Source organism: Janibacter endophyticus (genome assembly GCF_016888335.1).
GTDB lineage: Bacteria > Actinomycetota > Actinomycetes > Actinomycetales > Dermatophilaceae > Marihabitans > Marihabitans endophyticum.
Map to the genome: position 1 here is coordinate 1,009,699 of NZ_JAFEJG010000004.1, position 14,960 is coordinate 1,024,658.

Annotated in this window: 16 protein-coding genes; 12 read left to right on the forward strand and 4 right to left on the reverse strand. The window is 73.1% G+C overall.

Translation table 11 applies throughout. The features are described from left to right. Positions 1 to 21: 21 nt before the first annotated feature. Together JNO54_RS04895 and JNO54_RS04900 are read right to left on the reverse strand one after the other, a co-directional pair. Positions 22 to 1,167 (reverse strand): 2-oxoacid:ferredoxin oxidoreductase subunit beta, encoded by a 1,146-nt coding sequence (locus tag JNO54_RS04895; RefSeq protein WP_204142890.1) that lies wholly within the window; start codon positions 1,165 to 1,167, stop codon positions 22 to 24. After that, positions 1,164 to 3,065, reverse strand: coding sequence for a 2-oxoacid:acceptor oxidoreductase subunit alpha (locus JNO54_RS04900; protein WP_204142891.1), 1,902 nt, complete (start codon positions 3,063 to 3,065; stop codon positions 1,164 to 1,166). The genes JNO54_RS04895 and JNO54_RS04900 overlap by 4 nt, the downstream gene beginning before the upstream one ends. Positions 3,066 to 3,253: 188 nt before the next feature. Here JNO54_RS04900 and JNO54_RS04905 point away from each other — a divergent pair, with 188 nt between their 5' ends. After that, positions 3,254 to 4,078, forward strand: coding sequence for a crotonase/enoyl-CoA hydratase family protein (locus JNO54_RS04905; protein ID WP_204142892.1), 825 nt, complete (start codon positions 3,254 to 3,256; stop codon positions 4,076 to 4,078). Positions 4,079 to 4,100: 22 nt separating this feature from the next. Here JNO54_RS04905 and JNO54_RS04910 read toward each other — a convergent pair whose 3' ends face one another. Continuing rightward, positions 4,101 to 4,580 (reverse strand): hypothetical protein, encoded by a 480-nt coding sequence (locus tag JNO54_RS04910; protein ID WP_204142893.1) that lies wholly within the window; start codon positions 4,578 to 4,580, stop codon positions 4,101 to 4,103. A 14-nt stretch (positions 4,581 to 4,594) separates the two neighbouring features. After that, positions 4,595 to 5,014 (reverse strand): DUF4870 domain-containing protein, encoded by a 420-nt coding sequence (locus JNO54_RS04915; RefSeq protein ID WP_204142894.1) that lies wholly within the window; start codon positions 5,012 to 5,014, stop codon positions 4,595 to 4,597. A gap of 346 nt (positions 5,015 to 5,360) precedes the next feature. Here JNO54_RS04915 and JNO54_RS04920 point away from each other — a divergent pair, with 346 nt between their 5' ends. From JNO54_RS04920 to htpX, 11 genes are all read left to right on the forward strand, one after another. Beyond that, on the forward strand, positions 5,361 to 5,717 hold the full coding sequence (locus JNO54_RS04920; protein WP_204142895.1) for an NADH-quinone oxidoreductase subunit A: 357 nt from the start codon (positions 5,361 to 5,363) through the stop codon (positions 5,715 to 5,717). Continuing rightward, a complete protein-coding gene (locus tag JNO54_RS04925; protein WP_233703182.1) occupies positions 5,717 to 6,367 on the forward strand; it encodes an NADH-quinone oxidoreductase subunit B in 651 nt (216 codons plus the stop codon). The genes JNO54_RS04920 and JNO54_RS04925 overlap by 1 nt, the downstream gene beginning before the upstream one ends. Next, positions 6,360 to 6,902 carry an NADH-quinone oxidoreductase subunit C gene (locus JNO54_RS04930; protein ID WP_204142896.1) on the forward strand — a complete coding sequence of 181 codons (543 nt, stop codon included), beginning with the start codon at positions 6,360 to 6,362 and terminating at the stop codon, positions 6,900 to 6,902. The genes JNO54_RS04925 and JNO54_RS04930 overlap by 8 nt, the downstream gene beginning before the upstream one ends. Further along, a complete protein-coding gene (nuoH, locus tag JNO54_RS04935) occupies positions 6,895 to 7,860 on the forward strand; it encodes an NADH-quinone oxidoreductase subunit NuoH (protein WP_204142897.1) in 966 nt (321 codons plus the stop codon). Before JNO54_RS04930 ends, nuoH begins: the two co-directional genes overlap by 8 nt. Further along, positions 7,857 to 8,435 (forward strand): 4Fe-4S binding protein, encoded by a 579-nt coding sequence (locus tag JNO54_RS04940; RefSeq protein ID WP_204142898.1) that lies wholly within the window; start codon positions 7,857 to 7,859, stop codon positions 8,433 to 8,435. Before nuoH ends, JNO54_RS04940 begins: the two co-directional genes overlap by 4 nt. Further along, positions 8,432 to 8,962, forward strand: a complete 531-nt coding sequence (locus tag JNO54_RS04945; protein WP_204142899.1) for an NADH-quinone oxidoreductase subunit J family protein — start codon at positions 8,432 to 8,434, stop codon at positions 8,960 to 8,962. The genes JNO54_RS04940 and JNO54_RS04945 overlap by 4 nt, the downstream gene beginning before the upstream one ends. Then, positions 8,959 to 9,261, forward strand: coding sequence for an NADH-quinone oxidoreductase subunit NuoK (gene nuoK / locus JNO54_RS04950; RefSeq protein ID WP_204142900.1), 303 nt, complete (start codon positions 8,959 to 8,961; stop codon positions 9,259 to 9,261). The genes JNO54_RS04945 and nuoK overlap by 4 nt, the downstream gene beginning before the upstream one ends. Next, positions 9,258 to 10,985 carry an NADH-quinone oxidoreductase subunit 5 family protein gene (locus tag JNO54_RS04955; protein WP_204142901.1) on the forward strand — a complete coding sequence of 576 codons (1,728 nt, stop codon included), beginning with the start codon at positions 9,258 to 9,260 and terminating at the stop codon, positions 10,983 to 10,985. Before nuoK ends, JNO54_RS04955 begins: the two co-directional genes overlap by 4 nt. Beyond that, positions 10,982 to 12,517 (forward strand): complex I subunit 4 family protein, encoded by a 1,536-nt coding sequence (locus JNO54_RS04960; protein WP_204142902.1) that lies wholly within the window; start codon positions 10,982 to 10,984, stop codon positions 12,515 to 12,517. Before JNO54_RS04955 ends, JNO54_RS04960 begins: the two co-directional genes overlap by 4 nt. Continuing rightward, positions 12,514 to 13,947, forward strand: a complete 1,434-nt coding sequence (locus tag JNO54_RS04965; protein WP_204142903.1) for a proton-conducting transporter transmembrane domain-containing protein — start codon at positions 12,514 to 12,516, stop codon at positions 13,945 to 13,947. Before JNO54_RS04960 ends, JNO54_RS04965 begins: the two co-directional genes overlap by 4 nt. A 79-nt stretch (positions 13,948 to 14,026) precedes the next feature. Then, positions 14,027 to 14,893, forward strand: a complete 867-nt coding sequence (gene htpX, locus JNO54_RS04970) for a zinc metalloprotease HtpX (protein WP_204142904.1) — start codon at positions 14,027 to 14,029, stop codon at positions 14,891 to 14,893. Positions 14,894 to 14,960 lie beyond the last annotated feature (67 nt).

Sequence of the window (14,960 nt, forward strand, 5' to 3'; positions counted from 1 at the left end):
TCGTGCGGGTGCGTGCGGCGCTCAGTCCGCGTCCTGCAGGGTCTCGTCCGTGGAGGTCACCGACGGGTCGACGAGCACGGACCAGGTGTCGTTGCCGTGGAGCAGGGCGGTGAGGTCGTCGTCGCCCGCCGGTCCGCCGGCCGTCTCGATCGCCGAGGCGACCTGCGCCCGGGTGAGGTCGTCGTAGGTCGGCCGCTCGACCGAGCGGAAGATCCCCATCGGGACATGGGTCATCGACTCGCTGTCGAGACGGCTGATCGCGAAGGCCTGGCTCGGGTCGGGGTTGCCCGGGTCGTGGACGACCACCCGGTCGGCCCACCCCTTCGCGCTGATCTCGCCCTCGGCGACGAAGCCGAGCGCCCCGCGCTCGTCCCGGACGAGGACCTGACGGTCCTCCCCTTCGCCCACCGCGACCGGCTCGCCGTCCGAGAGGTGGACGAGGCGGGCCCGCTGCTCCTCGATGTCCTTGATGAGCTCGAAGGCGCCGTCGTTGAAGATCGGGCAGTTCTGGTAGATCTCGACGATCGAGGTGCCGCGGTGCGCGGCGGCGGCCTTGAGGACCGCGGTGAGGTGCTTGCGGTCGGAGTCCATCGTCCGGGCGACGAAGGTGCCCTCGGCGCCGAGCGCGAGCGAGATCGGGTTGAAGGGTGCGTCGACGCTACCCATCGGCGAGGACTTCGTGACCAGGCCCGGCTGCGAGGTGGGGGAGTACTGGCCCTTGGTGAGCCCGTAGATCCGGTTGTTGAAGAGCAGGATCGTCATGTTGACGTTGCGGCGCAGCGCGTGGATGAGGTGGTTGCCGCCGATCGAGAGCGCATCGCCGTCACCGGTGACGACCCACACCGAGAGGTCCCCCCGGCTCGTCGCCAGGCCGGTCGCGATTGCCGGCGCGCGGCCGTGGATCGAGTGCATGCCGTAGGTGTCGAGGTAGTACGGGAATCGGCTGGAGCAGCCGATGCCCGAGACGAAGACGATGTTCTCCTTGCGCAGCCCGAGCTCGGGCAGGAAGCCCTGGACGGCAGCGAGGATCGCGTAGTCGCCGCAGCCGGGGCACCAGCGCACCTCCTGGTCGGAGGCGAAGTCCTTGCGGGTCTGGGTCTGGCCCTCGGGCAGCGCCGGGACGCCGTCGGTGCCGCGGGTGGTGGGGATGCCGAGCTCGATGCTCATGCGGGGGCCTCCGTCGTCGTGGTCTCGTCCAGCGCAGTGGTGATGACCTCGACGAGGTCGGCGATCCGGAAGGGCAGGCCCCGGACCGAGGTGTACGACTGGACGTCGACGAGGTACTTCGCGCGGAGCAGCATCGCGAGCTGGCCGAGGTTCATCTCGGGGACGATGACGCGCTCGTAGCGGCGCAGGACCTCGCCGGTGTTGGTCGGGAAGGGGTTGAGGTGACGCAGGTGCGCGTGGGCGACGGCCCTGCCCTGGGCGCGCAGGCGGCGCACGGCGGCGAGGTTGGGCCCGTACGTCGAGCCCCAGCCGAGCACGAGGACCTTGGCCTCGCCCGTCGGGTCGTCGACGGCGAGCTCGACGGAGGTCTCGGCGACCTTGTCGACCTTCGCCTGCCGGGTCCGGACCATGAAGTCGTGGTTGTCCGGGTCGTAGGAGATGTTGCCGGTGCCGTCGGCCTTCTCGATGCCGCCGACGCGGTGCTCGAGGCCGGGCGTGCCGGGGATCGCCCACGGGCGGGCGAGGGTGTCCGGGTCCCGGACGAAGGGGTGGAAGGCCGGGTTGCCCTTGTCGTCCGTCGCGTTGGGCTCGGCGGCGAGCTCGACGGTGAGGTCCGGCAGGTCCGCGACGGCGGGGACGCGCCAGGGCTCGGAGCCGTTGGCGAGGTAGCCGTCGGAGAGGAGGAAGACGGGGGTGCGGTAGGTCGTCGCGATACGGACGGCCTCGATCGCGGCGTCGAAGCAGTCGGCGGGCGTCTGCGGGGCGACGATCGGCACCGGTGACTCGCCGTTGCGGCCGAACATCGCCTGGAGCAGGTCGGACTGCTCGGTCTTGGTCGGCAGGCCGGTGCTCGGGCCACCGCGCTGGACGTCGACGATGATGAGCGGGAGCTCGAGGCTGACGGCCAGGCCGATGGTCTCGGACTTGAGCGCCACACCGGGGCCGGAGGTCGTCGTGACCCCGATCGCGCCGCCGAAGGAGGCGCCGAGCGCGATGCCGATGCCGGCGATCTCGTCCTCCGCCTGGATGGTCGTCACGCCGTGCCGCTTGTAGCCGGAGAGCGCGTGGAGGATGTCGGAGGCCGGGGTGATCGGGTAGGAGCCGAGCACGAGCGGGCGGCCGCTGCGGTGGGCGCCCGCGACGAGACCGAGCGCGAGCGCGGCGTTGCCGGTGATGTTGCGGTAGGTGCCGGCGGGGGTGGGCGCGGGCGCGACCTCGTAGACGACGGCGAAGTCCTCGGTCGTCTCGCCGTAGTTCCAGCCCGCACGCAGGGCGGCGAGGTTCGCGGCCAGGATGTCGGGCTTGCCGCCGAACTTCGCGGTGAGGAAGTCCTCGGTGGCGGTGATCGGCCGCGAGTACATCCAGGAGAGCAGGCCGAGCGAGAACATGTTCTTCGCCCGCTCCTTCTCCTTGCGGGTCAGGGAGTCGTGCTCGGCGAGCGCCTCGACGGTGATGCTCGTGAGCGGCACCGCGTGGACCTTCCACGACTCGAGGGTGTCGTCCTCGAGCGGGTTCGTGGCCCAGCCGACCTTCTTGAGGTTGCGGGTCGTGAACTCGTCGGTGTTGACGATGATCGTCGCGCCGCGCGGCACGTCGCCGAGGTTGGCCTTGAGGGCGGCGGGGTTCATCGCGACGAGCACGTCGGGGGCGTCGCCGGGGGTGAGGATGTCCCAGCTCGCGAAGTGCAGCTGGAAGGAGCTGACACCCGGGATCGTGCCCTGGGGGGCGCGGATCTCGGCCGGGAAGTTGGGCAGGGTCGAGAGGTCGTTGCCCAGCGCCGCGCTGTCGGCGGTGAAGCGGTCGCCGGTCAGCTGCATGCCGTCGCCGCTGTCCCCGGCGAAGCGGATGATGACGCGGTCCTTGACCTCGGTGGTGCGCTGCTCGGTGGTGCTGCTCATGCGAGTCTGTGGTCCCCTTCGGGTCGTGCCCGCCGGCGCGCGGGCCAACCCCAAGAGTAAGTCTCGCCTTAGCCCGCAACCTAATCGTCTACGTTATGAGACGCATAACATCACGTTATGCATGAGGTTTCTCGCTGCGGTGCGAGGAGCCCTGCGACGAGCCTCGCCGCGACGGCATGATGGGCCCCATGGCTCACCCCACCGGCGCGTGCCCCCTTCGGATCGAGCGGGACGGTCACGTCCAGACCTGGACGATCGACCTGCCCGAGCAGCGCAACCCGATCACCGGGCTCGACGTCATCGAGGCCCTCGAGGCGGCGGTGAGCGCGGCCAACGACGCCGCGCAGGACGACTCGCTGCGGGTCGTCATCCTCACCGGGGCGGGGTCGGCCTTCTCCGCCGGCGGCAACATCAAGGCGATGCGGGACGGGGAGCCGCCCTTCGGCGGGCCGGTGCACGGGAGCCGTGAGGGCTACCGGCGCGGCGTGCAGCGCATCCCCGCCGCGATGGACCGGCTCGAGGTGCCGGTCGTCGCGGCCGTCAACGGCCCGGCCGTCGGGGCCGGTTGCGACCTCGCGGTGATGTGCGACCTGCGGGTGGCCTCGACGACGGCGTTCTTCGCGGAGTCCTTCGTCCAGCTCGGGATCATCCCCGGCGACGGCGGCGCCTGGCTGCTCACCCGCCTCGTCGGCCCGGCGCGCGCGGCCGAGATGGCCCTGACCGGTGACCGGGTGGACGCCGAGACCGCGCTCGCGTGGGGTCTCGTCAACGCCGTCGTCGAGCCGGACGAGCTCCTCGACGCGGCCCGCGCGCTCGCCGACCGGGTCGCGAAGAACCCGCCCTACGCCGTGCGGATGGCCAAGGCGCTGCTCAAGGACGCGCTCGAGGTCCCCCTTCGCGCCAGCCTCGAGACCGCCGCCGCGATGCAGGCCGTCGCCCACACGACCGAGGACCACCGCGAGGCGGTCGCGGCCTTCCTCGAGAAGCGCCCGGGGACGTTCACCGGCCGCTGAACCACAGCTGCCCGGGCAAGCTTCACCACCGCCCGGGCAAAGGTGGGGTGGGTCGGCGCAGCTCCGCCTGGCCGGGGGCAAGGGCGAGCGTCACCTCGTCGCCGTAGCCCAGCCCGTCGATGAAGGGGGCGAGGACCTCCACGACCGTCGAGGGCTGGTGGTGCATCGGTTTGGTCTCGGGGTGCGGGTGGTAGATCAGGGCATCGACCTCGCGCCCGGCGTGCCCTATCCGGCACTCGACGAAGGAGAAGGTCTCCGGCGGGTGGACCTCGGTCCACGCCACGTCCTTGAAGCGCCACCTCGGCGTCGTCACCCGCAGCACCGCCGGCGCGAGGTCGACGTTGATCGTCGCGGGGTGAAAGCCATCGAGGTCGAGCCCGCGCCCGCGGAGGTGCGGCGCCTGCAGCGCGATCGTCCCCGCCGCGAAGGGCGAGCCCGGGCTGCGGCCCGAGGCGACGCCGTGCCCCTGCACGACGACGCCCCGGGCGGTCAGGTCTGGCATGACGCCAGTGTGGATCAGCTGACGAAGCGCGGCGTCATCGGCGGCTGCCACATCTCCCCGTTGTTGGCCTTCATCGCGCCGATCACGTGGATCACGGTCGCGATGACGACCACGAGCGGGTAGGTGAGGAAGCCGACGAGGACGAACATCAGCAGCCCCGAGATCGCGAGCAGGATGAGCGTCATGATCTGCACGTTGAGGCTGTTCGCCGCGTGCTGCCGGACGAAGTCGCCACGGTCCCTGTACATGAGGTAGACGACGAGGCTCGCGACGAAGCCGAGCGTCCCGGCCGACAGCGGCAGCGCGATCGCCGGCGCGAGGTGCGCGAGCATGCCGTAGCTGCGCTGCTGCTCGGGCGCGAGCGCCTCGGGCCCGGGCGGGTAGACGCCCGGCTGCTGCGGGTTCGGGTAGGGCTGGTTCGGGATCTGGCTCATCGCTCTCCTGAGGTTCGTGCGGACTCTCCTACCCTCCAACACCACGGGCCATGCGGACCATCCCGCGGTCCTCCGAGGCGAACGGGGGACATCCCCCCTGACGCGACGAGGGGACCGACGACTCCTCCACGCGTGACTCGCGGGTATGACGACCGTTGCGGAGCATCACGGTGCCGCCGAGCCCAAGTTCTCAGGGTCAGCTCGCGCACCGGCTCATGCACCGGTCGTCGGACCCGCGGGTAGCTTCTGGCCGCAGGGGAGGATGCGCCCGCGTGGAGGCGCTTCATGGGCTCGTCGCACCTCAGGGTCCAGGGCAACGACGGGGGAGATGGCTAGGGTGTGCCGGGTGGAGGGCTATGTCGTCGTCGCCGGGACGCTGCTCGCGGGCATCGCCCTCGTGATCGCGGCGTACACGGCGCGTCGCCTGCTCGCCCCGGCCGCCCCGACCCGGGCCAAGCTCACGACCTACGAGTCGGGCGTCGACCCCGTCGGTGACGGTTGGTCCCAGGCCCAGGTGCGCTATCTCGCCTACGCCTACCTCTACGTGATCTTCGCGGTCGACGCCGTCTACCTCTTCCCGTGGGCGCTCGTGCTGCGCAGCGACCTCGGGCTCGCGAGCCTGGTCGAGGTCGCGGTCTTCATCGGCATCGTCCTCGTCGGCCTGCTCCACGCGGCCCGGCGTGGCCTGCTGAGGTGGGTGTGATGCCGACCGACCTGCCCATGCCCCGTGTCGGCGCCGTCGGCGGGCACGCCCCGCGCCCGATGAAGGTCGTCCTCGGCTGGGGGCGCCGATACAGCCTGTGGGTCTTCAACTTCGGGCTCGCGTGCTGCGCCATCGAGTTCATCGCGGCGTCGATGTCCCGGCACGACTTCATGCGGCTCGGCGTCATCCCCTTCGCCCCCGGCCCCCGGCAGGCCGACCTCATGGTCGTCTCCGGCACGGTCACCGACAAGATGGCCCCGTCGATCCGCCGGCTCTACGACCAGATGCCCGAGCCGAAGTACGTCATCTCCTTCGGTGCCTGCTCCAACTCCGGCGGCCCCTACTGGGACAGCTACTCGGTGACCAAGGGCGTCGACCAGATCATCCCCGTCGACGTCTACGTCCCCGGCTGCCCGCCCCGCCCCGAGGCCCTGCTCCACGGGATCATGAAGCTCCAGGAGCGCATCGCCGCCGAGTCCCTGACGACGGCCGGTTTGCGCCAGCGGTACGCAGGCCACCGCACCGCCGAGTCGGGCGAGGTCCAGCGTGACCTCGTCGCGGCACCCAGGGCGAAGGGGGCCCGCCGGCCTCCGCGACGGCCGGCCGGTACCCCTTCGGCCGGGTCCTCGGACGGAGGCGACGATGCCTGAGGAGCGGCTCACAACGAGGCCGGACGAGTGGGTGCGGGCGGTCGCCGACGCCCGCGACCGGGGCTACGTCTTCTTCGACTGGCTGAGCGCCGTCGACCAGACCGACGCCGCCGATGACCCGGGGATCGAGGTGGTGTGCCACCTCATCGACCCCGAGCCGACGGCGGAGCGGGATCAGCGGAGGATGCTGCTGCGCACCCGGGTGCCCGAGGGGGAGGCGCTCGCGAGCATCACCGGGGTCTTCGCCGGGGCGGCCTGGCACGAGCGCGAGACGCACGAGATGTTCGGCCTCGGCTTCGACGGCTTCACCGACCCCAGCGGTCTCGGGCTGCGACCGCTCCTGCTGCCCACCGGCTTCGAGGGCACCCCGCTGCGCAAGTCCTTCGTCCTCGCCTCCCGCGCGACGAAGCCGTGGCCGGGCGGCAAGGAGCCGGGCGAAGGGCACTCGAGCAGGTCGCCGAGCCGCCGTCGTGTCCAGGCACCCGGAGTGCCCGGCCCCGAGTGGGGCGCCGAGCCGGAGCCCGCCGATGAGTGAGCTCGAGATCCTCCTGCGCAGCGTGAGCGCCCTGGCCGCCGTCCTCGTCCTGCCCCTGATCGTCGGCTACGCCGAGCACAAGGTGATGGCGCACATGCAGGGCCGGCTCGGGCCGATGTACGCCGGCGGCTTCCACGGCTGGGCCCAGCTCGTCGCCGACGGGGTGAAGTTCGTGCAGAAGGAGGACATCACCCCCGCGGCCGCCGACCGTCGCGTCTTCCGCCTCGCCCCCGCCGTCGCGCTCGTGCCCTACATCCTGGCGATCGCGCTGCTGCCGCTGCACCCTGCGGGCGCGCTCGCCGACGTGCCGCTCTCGGTCGTCGCGGTCCTCGCCGCCACCGGCGTCGGGGCGCTCGGCACCCTCATGGCCGGCTGGGCGTCGGCGAACAAGTACGCGCTCCTCGGCGCGATGCGCTCGGCCGCCCAGCTCGTCTCCTACGAGCTGCCGCTCGTGCTCACCGTCGCCTCCGTCGCGATGGCTGCCGGCACCCTCTCGCTCGGCGTCGTCGTCGAGCAGTGGCACCCGCTGTGGCTGCTCTGGCAGCTGCCCGGCGCCCTCGTCTTCCTCGTCGCCGCCGTGGCCGAGCTGCAGCGGCCCCCCTTCGACGCGCCGATCGCCGACTCCGAGGTCGTCATGGGTCCGTGGACCGAGTACTCCGGCCTGCGCTTCGCGTTCTTCATGCTCGCGGAGTACGCCGGCATCGTCGTGATGTCGCTGCTCTTCGCCGTGCTCTTCCTCGGCGGCTGGCGCGGGCTCGGCGTCGACGCGGTGCCGGCGCTCGGTGTGGCGTGGGTGCTGCTCAAAGCCGCGGTCATCGCCTTCGTCATCATCTGGGTGCGGGTCAGCTGGCCGCGGCTGCGCGAGGACCAGCTGCAGCACCTCGCCTGGGCGCGGCTCGTCCCGCTCGCGCTGCTCCAGCTGGCGATCACCGCCGTCGGGGTGGTGGTGACGGCATGAGCGCGAAGGGGGAGCGACCCACCTCGGGTGGTCTGGTGCCCGGCCTGCTCGGCGGCATGGTCACGACGGCCAAGCAGATGCTCGCGCCGTCGCGCACGGCCGAGTACCCGGACGTCGCACCGACGCTGCCCGCCCGCTCGCGCGGTGTCATCGCGCTCATCGAGGCGAACTGCACGTCCTGCATGCTCTGCGCCCGCGAGTGCCCGGACTGGTGCATCTACATCGACTCGCACAAGGAAGAGGTCGCGCCGACCGCACCGAGTGGGCGCGCGCGGCAGCGCAACGTCCTCGACCGCTTCGCCATCGACTTCTCGCTGTGCATGTACTGCGGCATCTGCGTCGAGGTCTGTCCCTTCGACGCGCTCGAGTGGAGCCCGCAGTTCGAGTACGCCGAGACCGACATCCGCGAGCTGCTCCACGAGAAGGACCGGCTCGGGGAGTGGGCCCAGACCGTGCCCGTGCCGCCGCCGCTCGACCCGGGGGCCGAGCCGGCCGCGGAGGTCGCCTCGAGCACCCGGCCCGCCCGGCGCGGGGGGCTGAGCCCCAAGGCCCGTCCCGCACGGAGCGACCCGTGAGCGCCGTCGAGGGCGCGGTCGTCGGCCTCGGCGCGATCGCCTGCGTCGCGGGGCTGCTCGCTGTCGTCTCGACCCGCCTGCTGCGGGCCGCGCTGTGGCTCGTCGTCGCGCTCGTCGCCGGGGCCGGCGTCTACCTCGCGCTCGGGGCCGAGCTCGTCGCGCTCGTGCAGGTCCTCGTCTACGTCGGCGCGGTCGTCGTCCTCGTCGTCCTCGCTCTCATGGTCACCCGCTCGCCGCTGCGCGCCGTGCCCGAGCACAGCGGCTCGGCCGGGCGGCGGCTGGCCGCCGCCGTGGCCGGGCTGGGCACGGCCGGTCTGCTGCTCGCCGTCCTCGTCCCGCTGGCCCGCGCCTGGGACGAAGGGGGGACCGCCGCGGGTGGCGCGGGTGGCCCCCGGCCTGCCGACAGCGAGGGCATCGCCGAGCAGATCTTCGGCACCTGGGTGCTCCCCTTCGAGCTTCTCTCCCTCCTCCTGCTCGTCGCGCTCGTCACGGCGCTGGCGATCACCCGGGGTGAGCGCACCCGATGACCGCGCTCGCCCCCTTCGTCATCGCCTCGGTCCTCGCCGGCCTCGGGGTCTACGGGGTCATCGCCCGCCGCAACGCGATGCTCGTGCTCGTCGGGCTCGAGCTCATCCTGCTCGCGGCCGGGATCATCCTCGTGACCGCCGGCGCGCTCGGCCCGGACACCGCGGCGAGCGGCAACGTGCTCACCCTCTTCGTCATCACCATCGCCGCCGCCGAGGTCGTCCTCGCGCTCGCGATCCTCGTCGCGGCCTACCGGGCACAGGGGCACGTCGACCTCGAGCGCTCGGGTGATCTGCCGTGACGGTCGACATCGGCGGATTCACCCTCGCCCCCAGCCTCCACCTCACCTCCGCGACGCTGACGATCGCGGCGGTCGTCGTGCTCGTCACCGTCTGCGTCCAGGTCTTCTCGCTCTGGTACCTGCGTGAGGACCCGCGGCGCGGCTCCTTCCAGGGCACGGTCGCGCTCTTCGGTGCCGCGATGCTCCTGCTCGTCCTCTCCGGCGACATCGTCCTCACGGTCATCGGTTGGGAGGTCATGGGCTGGTGCTCCTACCTGCTCATCGGCCACCACAGCGAGCGGGCGAGCGCCCGGCGGGCCGCGCAGAAGGCCTACCTCGTCACCCGGGTCGCCGACATCGGGCTGATCAGCGGTGTCGCCCTGCTCATCGCCGGCGCCCGGACGACCTCGCTCGCGGGGATCCACGAGCACTGGACCAGCGCCCCCGACACCCTCCTCGGCGCCCCCGCCGCGACCTGGGCCATGGCGCTCATCGTCATCGGCGTCCTCGGCAAGGCGGCCCAGCTCCCCTTCGCCGACTGGCTGCCCGACGCGATGGAGGGCCCGACCCCCGCCTCCGCCCTCATCCACGCGGCGACGATGGTCGCCGCCGGCACCGTGCTGCTCGCCCAGCTCGAGCCGATCCTGCGCCAGGCGACCGGCGCGCGGATCCTGCTCGGGGTGAGCGTCGCGCTGACGATGGTGCTCGCGGCGCTGCTCGCGGTCTTCCAGGCCGACCTCAAGCGGCTGCTCGCGTGGTCGACGGTCAGCCAGGTCGCGATCATGCTCTCGCCCTTCGCGCTGACCAACGCCGCCGGGACCGCGCACGGTGCCGTCGGTGCGGGGCTGGGGCACATGTACGGTCACGCCCTCTTCAAGGCGCTGCTCTTCCTCACCGTGGGCTGGCTCGCGACGACCGCCGGTGGCACCTCGGCGCGGCTGCTCGCGGGGACTGCCCGCCGGCACCCCGTCGCGATGCTCTCCTGGGCGCTCGGCCTTGCCGCGCTCGCCGGCCTGCCGCTCGTCGTCGGCGGCGTGACCAAGGAGCACGTCGTCGCTGTCGCGCTCGACACGACCCGCAACGCCGACCGGAGCGCCGACCCGGCCTGGCTGCCGCTGCTCGTCCTCGTCGCGCTCGTCGTCACCGTCGTGCTCACCGCCGGGTACGCCGCCCGCGCGCTCGCCGTCGGGCTCCTCGTGGGCCGCGACGAGCCGGCCCGGACCCGCGCCGTCATGCCGCCCGCGATCGTCGGTGTCCTCACAGCGCTCGCGCTCGGCACGCTCGTCGGCGGGCTCGTCGTCGCGATGGGCGCCTTCGACCCCGCCGGGCACGCGAGCCTCGTGCTCGTCATCGTCGTCACCCTGCTCGTCGTGCTCGGTGCCGCGGTCGGCGGGTGGCTCAGCCTCGACGGCGACCCCATCGGTGACGGCACCGGTCGGCTCGCGCGGCTGGCAGGCGCCGGGCTGCACGTCGACCGCGCGTACACCGGCCTCGTCGCCCGCCCCGTCCTCGCGCTCGCCCGGCTCGCGGCCTTCGTCGACGACGCCGTCATCGGCACCTACGCCCGCGGCGCCGGGTGGCTCGTCGACGGTCTCGGCGCCGTGGGCGACGCCGGGCACCGCCGCGCCCGTCCCGCGACGGCCACCCTGCTCGTCGGCCTCGGGGCCGTCCTGCTCGTCGGGGTGACGCTCGTGCTCGTGCTCGCCGGGGCCGATCCCCAGCCGGCCCTCGGGGGTGCGCGATGACCCTCGCTCTCGCACTGCTCGTCCCGCTCGCCGCGGCGCTCGCGCTGCTCGGCGGTCTCGCCCCGCGCCGCGAGCCGTGGCTCGTCGTCGGGTCCTCGGTGGTCTCGCTCGGTCTGCTCGCCATCGCCTGGGCGGGTGGCGTCGGCGTCGACGTCGCCTGGCTGCCCGCGCTCGACCTGCGCCTCGCGCTCGCCGTCGACGGGCTCTCCGGCCCGCTCATGGTCCTCACCCTCGTCGTCGTCGCGCTCGCCGCGCTCGTCCCACCCCCAGGCGCTGCCGGCGACGCCGCCGCCGCGGACGACCGCGCTGTCGACGGTCCGGGCAGCCTCGCCACGTACTACGCCTGCCTGCTGCTCACCGCCGCCGGAGCGCTGCTCACCTTCGCCGCCCGCGACGCCCTGCTCTTCGTCATCGCCTTCGAGTGCGTGCTCATCCCGATGTGGGTGCTCATCACCCGCTTCGGCGACCCATCGACGCGTCGCGAGGCCGGGTGGCTCTTCGTGCTCTACACCGGCCTCGGGTCGGTCACCCTGCTCGTCGGCGTCCTCGCGCTCGTGCGCCTGGCCGGCACCTCCGACCTCGAGGTGCTCGCCGCGACGGCCGGCGGCGTGCTCACCCCTGGTCAGCAGCTGCTCGTCGCCGTCCTGCTCACGGCCGGGCTCGCGATCAAGGTCCCCGTCTGGCCCCTGCACACCTGGCTGCCGGCCGCGCACTCCAGCGCCCCGACCGCCGGGTCGATGCTCCTCGCCGCGGTGCTGCTCAAGCTCGGCACCTACGGCCTCATCCGGCTGCCGCTCGCGAGCGTCCCCGAGGGCTTCGCCCAGATCGCCCCGGCCCTCGGCGCGCTCGGTGTCGTCGGCATCCTCTGGGGCGGGCTCGTCTGCCTCGTCGAGGCCGACCTCAAGCGCGTCATCGCGTGGTCCTCCGTGGCGCACATGGGATTCGTCGTGCTCGCGCTCGCCGCGGGCAACCAGACCGGGGTCGCCGCAGCCGTCCTCGGCAACCTCGCCCACGGCGTCGTCTCGGCGCTCCTCTTCGCCACGGTCGGCGTGCTCAAGAGCGGGTGGGGGAGCGGGCTGCTCCGCGACCGCCCCGCCCTGCGCGACACCCACCCGCGACTCGGGGTGCTGCTGCTCGTCGGGCTGGCGGCCGGTGCCGGTCTGCCCGGTCTCGCGGTCTTCTGGGGGGAGCTCGGTGCCCTCGTCGCGGCGTGGCAGCCGGCGACCGACCGGTCGGCGGGCTTCTTCGCCGCCCTCGCGGTCCTCGCCGCGGTCGGTGCGGCCCTCGCCGGTGTCTACTCCGTCCGGCTCGTCCGGGCCGTGTGGCTCGGTGACGCCTCGAGCGTCACCGGCCGTCTGCGCGGAGGCGGCGACTGCGATGTCGCGACGGTCACCCCCTTCGCCGTGCGTCGTGGTGACCTCGTCGCCATGACGACCCTCGCGGCGCTCACCGTGCTCCTCGGCGTCGCGCCAGGGCTCGTCATGTCGGTCACCCAGCCGGTGATCGAGATGCTGCCGGGGGTGGGCCGATGACTGTCGAGATCACCTGGCTCACCCTGCTGCCCGTGCTCGCCCCGGGGCTCGCCGCAGTGCTCGCCCTCGTCGTCGACGCGCTGCTGCCCGGCCGCCGCGGCCCGGTCGTCGCCGTCACGGTGCTCGGCCTGCTCGGTGGTCTCGCCGGTGCCATCGCCACCCGCGTCTCCGGCGGCGGCACGAGCCTGTGCCCGCCGGCCTCGCTCGTCGTCGACGAGCACACCCTCGCCGCGAGCAGCTGTCTCGTCGCGGTGACCGAGAGCGGGGCGACGCTCCAGGCCGTCGCGATGCTCGCTGCCCTCGCCGCGGTGGCGCTGCTCCTCGACCGCCGCGAGCGTGACCCCATCGACGAGGTCTCCGTCCTCGCGACCGTGCTCGCCGGGACCACCGGTGCCGCCGTGACGATCGGCGCGCGCGACCTCGGCAGCTGGCTCGTCGGGCTCGAGCTGGCCACGCTGCCCTTCGTCGCGCTGCTCGCGCTCCGGGCGGTCCGCCGCCGCGGGGGAGCGGCTGTCGACCTGCTCGTCACCGCGGTGCTCTCCTTCGCGCTCGCCGCGCTCGGCGCCGGGCTGTGGGTCGCCGCGACCGGGTCGCTGCGCCTCGACGTCGTCCAGACCGCCGGGCTGACCGACGCCTCCGCGACAGCGCTCGCGGCCGGCGCGGTCCTGCTCGTCCTCGCCGCAGCCTTCAAGCTGGCCCTCGTCCCCTTCCACGTCTGGGCGCCGAGTGCCTACGACCGCGGCGGCGCCGCCGTCACCACCGCCCTCGCGGGGGTCTCCACCGTCGGGGGGCTCGGCGCGATCCTCGTCGTCGTCGACGCGCTCGGGCTCGGCGCGGTCGAGGCACCGTCGACCCGCACGGCGCTCGGTCTCGTCGGCGCGGTGAGCCTCGTCGTCGGGGCGGTCATGGCGTGGCGCCAGGACGACCTGCTCCGTCTCCTCGCCTGGTCGGGCGTCACCCAGGGCGGCTGGGTCGCGATCGCCGCCGCCGGCTCGGGCGCCGCCGCTGCCGCCGGCTACCTCGCCGTCTACGTCGTCGCCGTCGTCACCGTCCTCGCGGTGGTCGCCGCTGCCGGTCGCCACATCGACGACCACGCGGGACTCCTCCGGCGCCAGCCGCTCCTCGGCGGTGCGCTCGCCGTCGGGCTGCTCACCCTCGCCGGGCTCCCGCCCGCGATCATCGGGCTCGTCGCCAAGATCCTCGTCCTCGACACCGTCGTCGCCGCCGGGCTGTGGTGGCTCGCGGCCGCCGCGGTCGTCGGTGCCGTCATCGCGATCGCCGTCTACCTCCGGTGGCTCGGCACCGCCCTGCGCCCGGGCGAGCGGCCCGCCAGCGACGGCGACGGACCGGCCGAGCTCGCCCCCTTCGTCGCCGTCATCGGTGCCGCCCTCCTCCTCGCGGCCTCCGTCGCCCCCCGCCTCCTCCTCTGACACCCCTTCGCTCCCGCAGCGGCCCGGGTTGCTGCGGGATCATGGGAACGGATCGGTGCCGGACAGCGTTGGAGGAGACATGCACAAGCACTACAACGGGCTGAAGACGGCGGCGCTCTTCGGAGTGATCTGGGCGCTGCTGCTTGCCATGGGCGCACTCATCGGTGGTGGCCGGTACATCTGGCTCTTCGCACTCTTCGGCGTCGTCACGACCTTCATCGGGTACTGGAACTCCGACAAGATCGCCATCAAGGCGATGCGCGCGCGACCCGTGACGCCGCAGGAGGCGCCGGAGATGTACCGGATCGTCACCGAGCTCTCGCAGCGGGCGGGCCAGCCCATGCCGCGCCTCTACATCAGTCCGACGGCCGCGCCGAACGCCTTCGCGACCGGGCGCAACCCCAAGAACGCTGCCGTCTGCTGCACCGAGGGGATCCTGCACATCCTCGACGAGCGTGAGCTCCGCGGTGTCCTCGGGCACGAGCTCATGCACGTCTACAACCGCGACATCCTCACCGGCTCGGTCGCCGCGGCGCTCGCCGGGGTCATCTCCTCCGTCGCCCAGTTCGCCCTCTTCTTCGGCGGCGGCAGCAGCGAGGAGCGACCCAACCCGATCGCCATGATCGCCATGGCGCTGCTCGCCCCCTTCGCGGCGATGCTCATCCAGATGGCGATCACCCGTACCCGCGAGTACGACGCCGACGAGGACGGCGCGAAGCTCACCGGCGACCCGCTCGCCCTGGCCTCAGCCCTGCGCAAGCTCGAGCAGGGCACCGCGCAGGCGCCGCTGCAGCCGACCCCGCAGCTGCAGAGCACCTCGCACCTCATGATCGCCAACCCCTTCCGGGCCGGCGACGTCTCGCGCTTCTTCGCCACGCACCCGCCGATGAAGGACCGCATCGCCCGGCTCGAGCGGCTGGCCTCCGGCCACGACATCCGGTACTGACCGAGGACCCGACCCACGACGAAGGGGGCGGACCGGGTGATCCCGGGCCGTCCCCTTCGTCCGTGCC

What these genes read in the sequence shown, in the direction of transcription:
- JNO54_RS04895 (WP_204142890.1), bottom strand. Translation starts at nt 1,167, where the DNA reads ATGAGCATCGAGCTCGGCATCCCCACCACCCGCGGCACCGACGGCGTC.
- JNO54_RS04900 (WP_204142891.1), bottom strand. Translation starts at nt 3,065, where the DNA reads ATGAGCAGCACCACCGAGCAGCGCACCACCGAGGTCAAGGACCGCGTC.
- JNO54_RS04905 (WP_204142892.1), top strand. Translation starts at nt 3,254, where the DNA reads ATGGCTCACCCCACCGGCGCGTGCCCCCTTCGGATCGAGCGGGACGGT.
- JNO54_RS04910 (WP_204142893.1), bottom strand. Translation starts at nt 4,580, where the DNA reads ATGCCAGACCTGACCGCCCGGGGCGTCGTCGTGCAGGGGCACGGCGTC.
- JNO54_RS04915 (WP_204142894.1), bottom strand. Translation starts at nt 5,014, where the DNA reads ATGAGCCAGATCCCGAACCAGCCCTACCCGAACCCGCAGCAGCCGGGC.
- JNO54_RS04925 (WP_233703182.1), top strand. Translation starts at nt 5,717, where the DNA reads ATGCCGACCGACCTGCCCATGCCCCGTGTCGGCGCCGTCGGCGGGCAC.
- JNO54_RS04930 (WP_204142896.1), top strand. Translation starts at nt 6,360, where the DNA reads ATGCCTGAGGAGCGGCTCACAACGAGGCCGGACGAGTGGGTGCGGGCG.
- nuoH (WP_204142897.1), top strand. Translation starts at nt 6,895, where the DNA reads ATGAGTGAGCTCGAGATCCTCCTGCGCAGCGTGAGCGCCCTGGCCGCC.
- JNO54_RS04940 (WP_204142898.1), top strand. Translation starts at nt 7,857, where the DNA reads ATGAGCGCGAAGGGGGAGCGACCCACCTCGGGTGGTCTGGTGCCCGGC.
- nuoK (WP_204142900.1), top strand. Translation starts at nt 8,959, where the DNA reads ATGACCGCGCTCGCCCCCTTCGTCATCGCCTCGGTCCTCGCCGGCCTC.
- JNO54_RS04960 (WP_204142902.1), top strand. Translation starts at nt 10,982, where the DNA reads ATGACCCTCGCTCTCGCACTGCTCGTCCCGCTCGCCGCGGCGCTCGCG.
- JNO54_RS04965 (WP_204142903.1), top strand. Translation starts at nt 12,514, where the DNA reads ATGACTGTCGAGATCACCTGGCTCACCCTGCTGCCCGTGCTCGCCCCG.
- htpX (WP_204142904.1), top strand. Translation starts at nt 14,027, where the DNA reads ATGCACAAGCACTACAACGGGCTGAAGACGGCGGCGCTCTTCGGAGTG.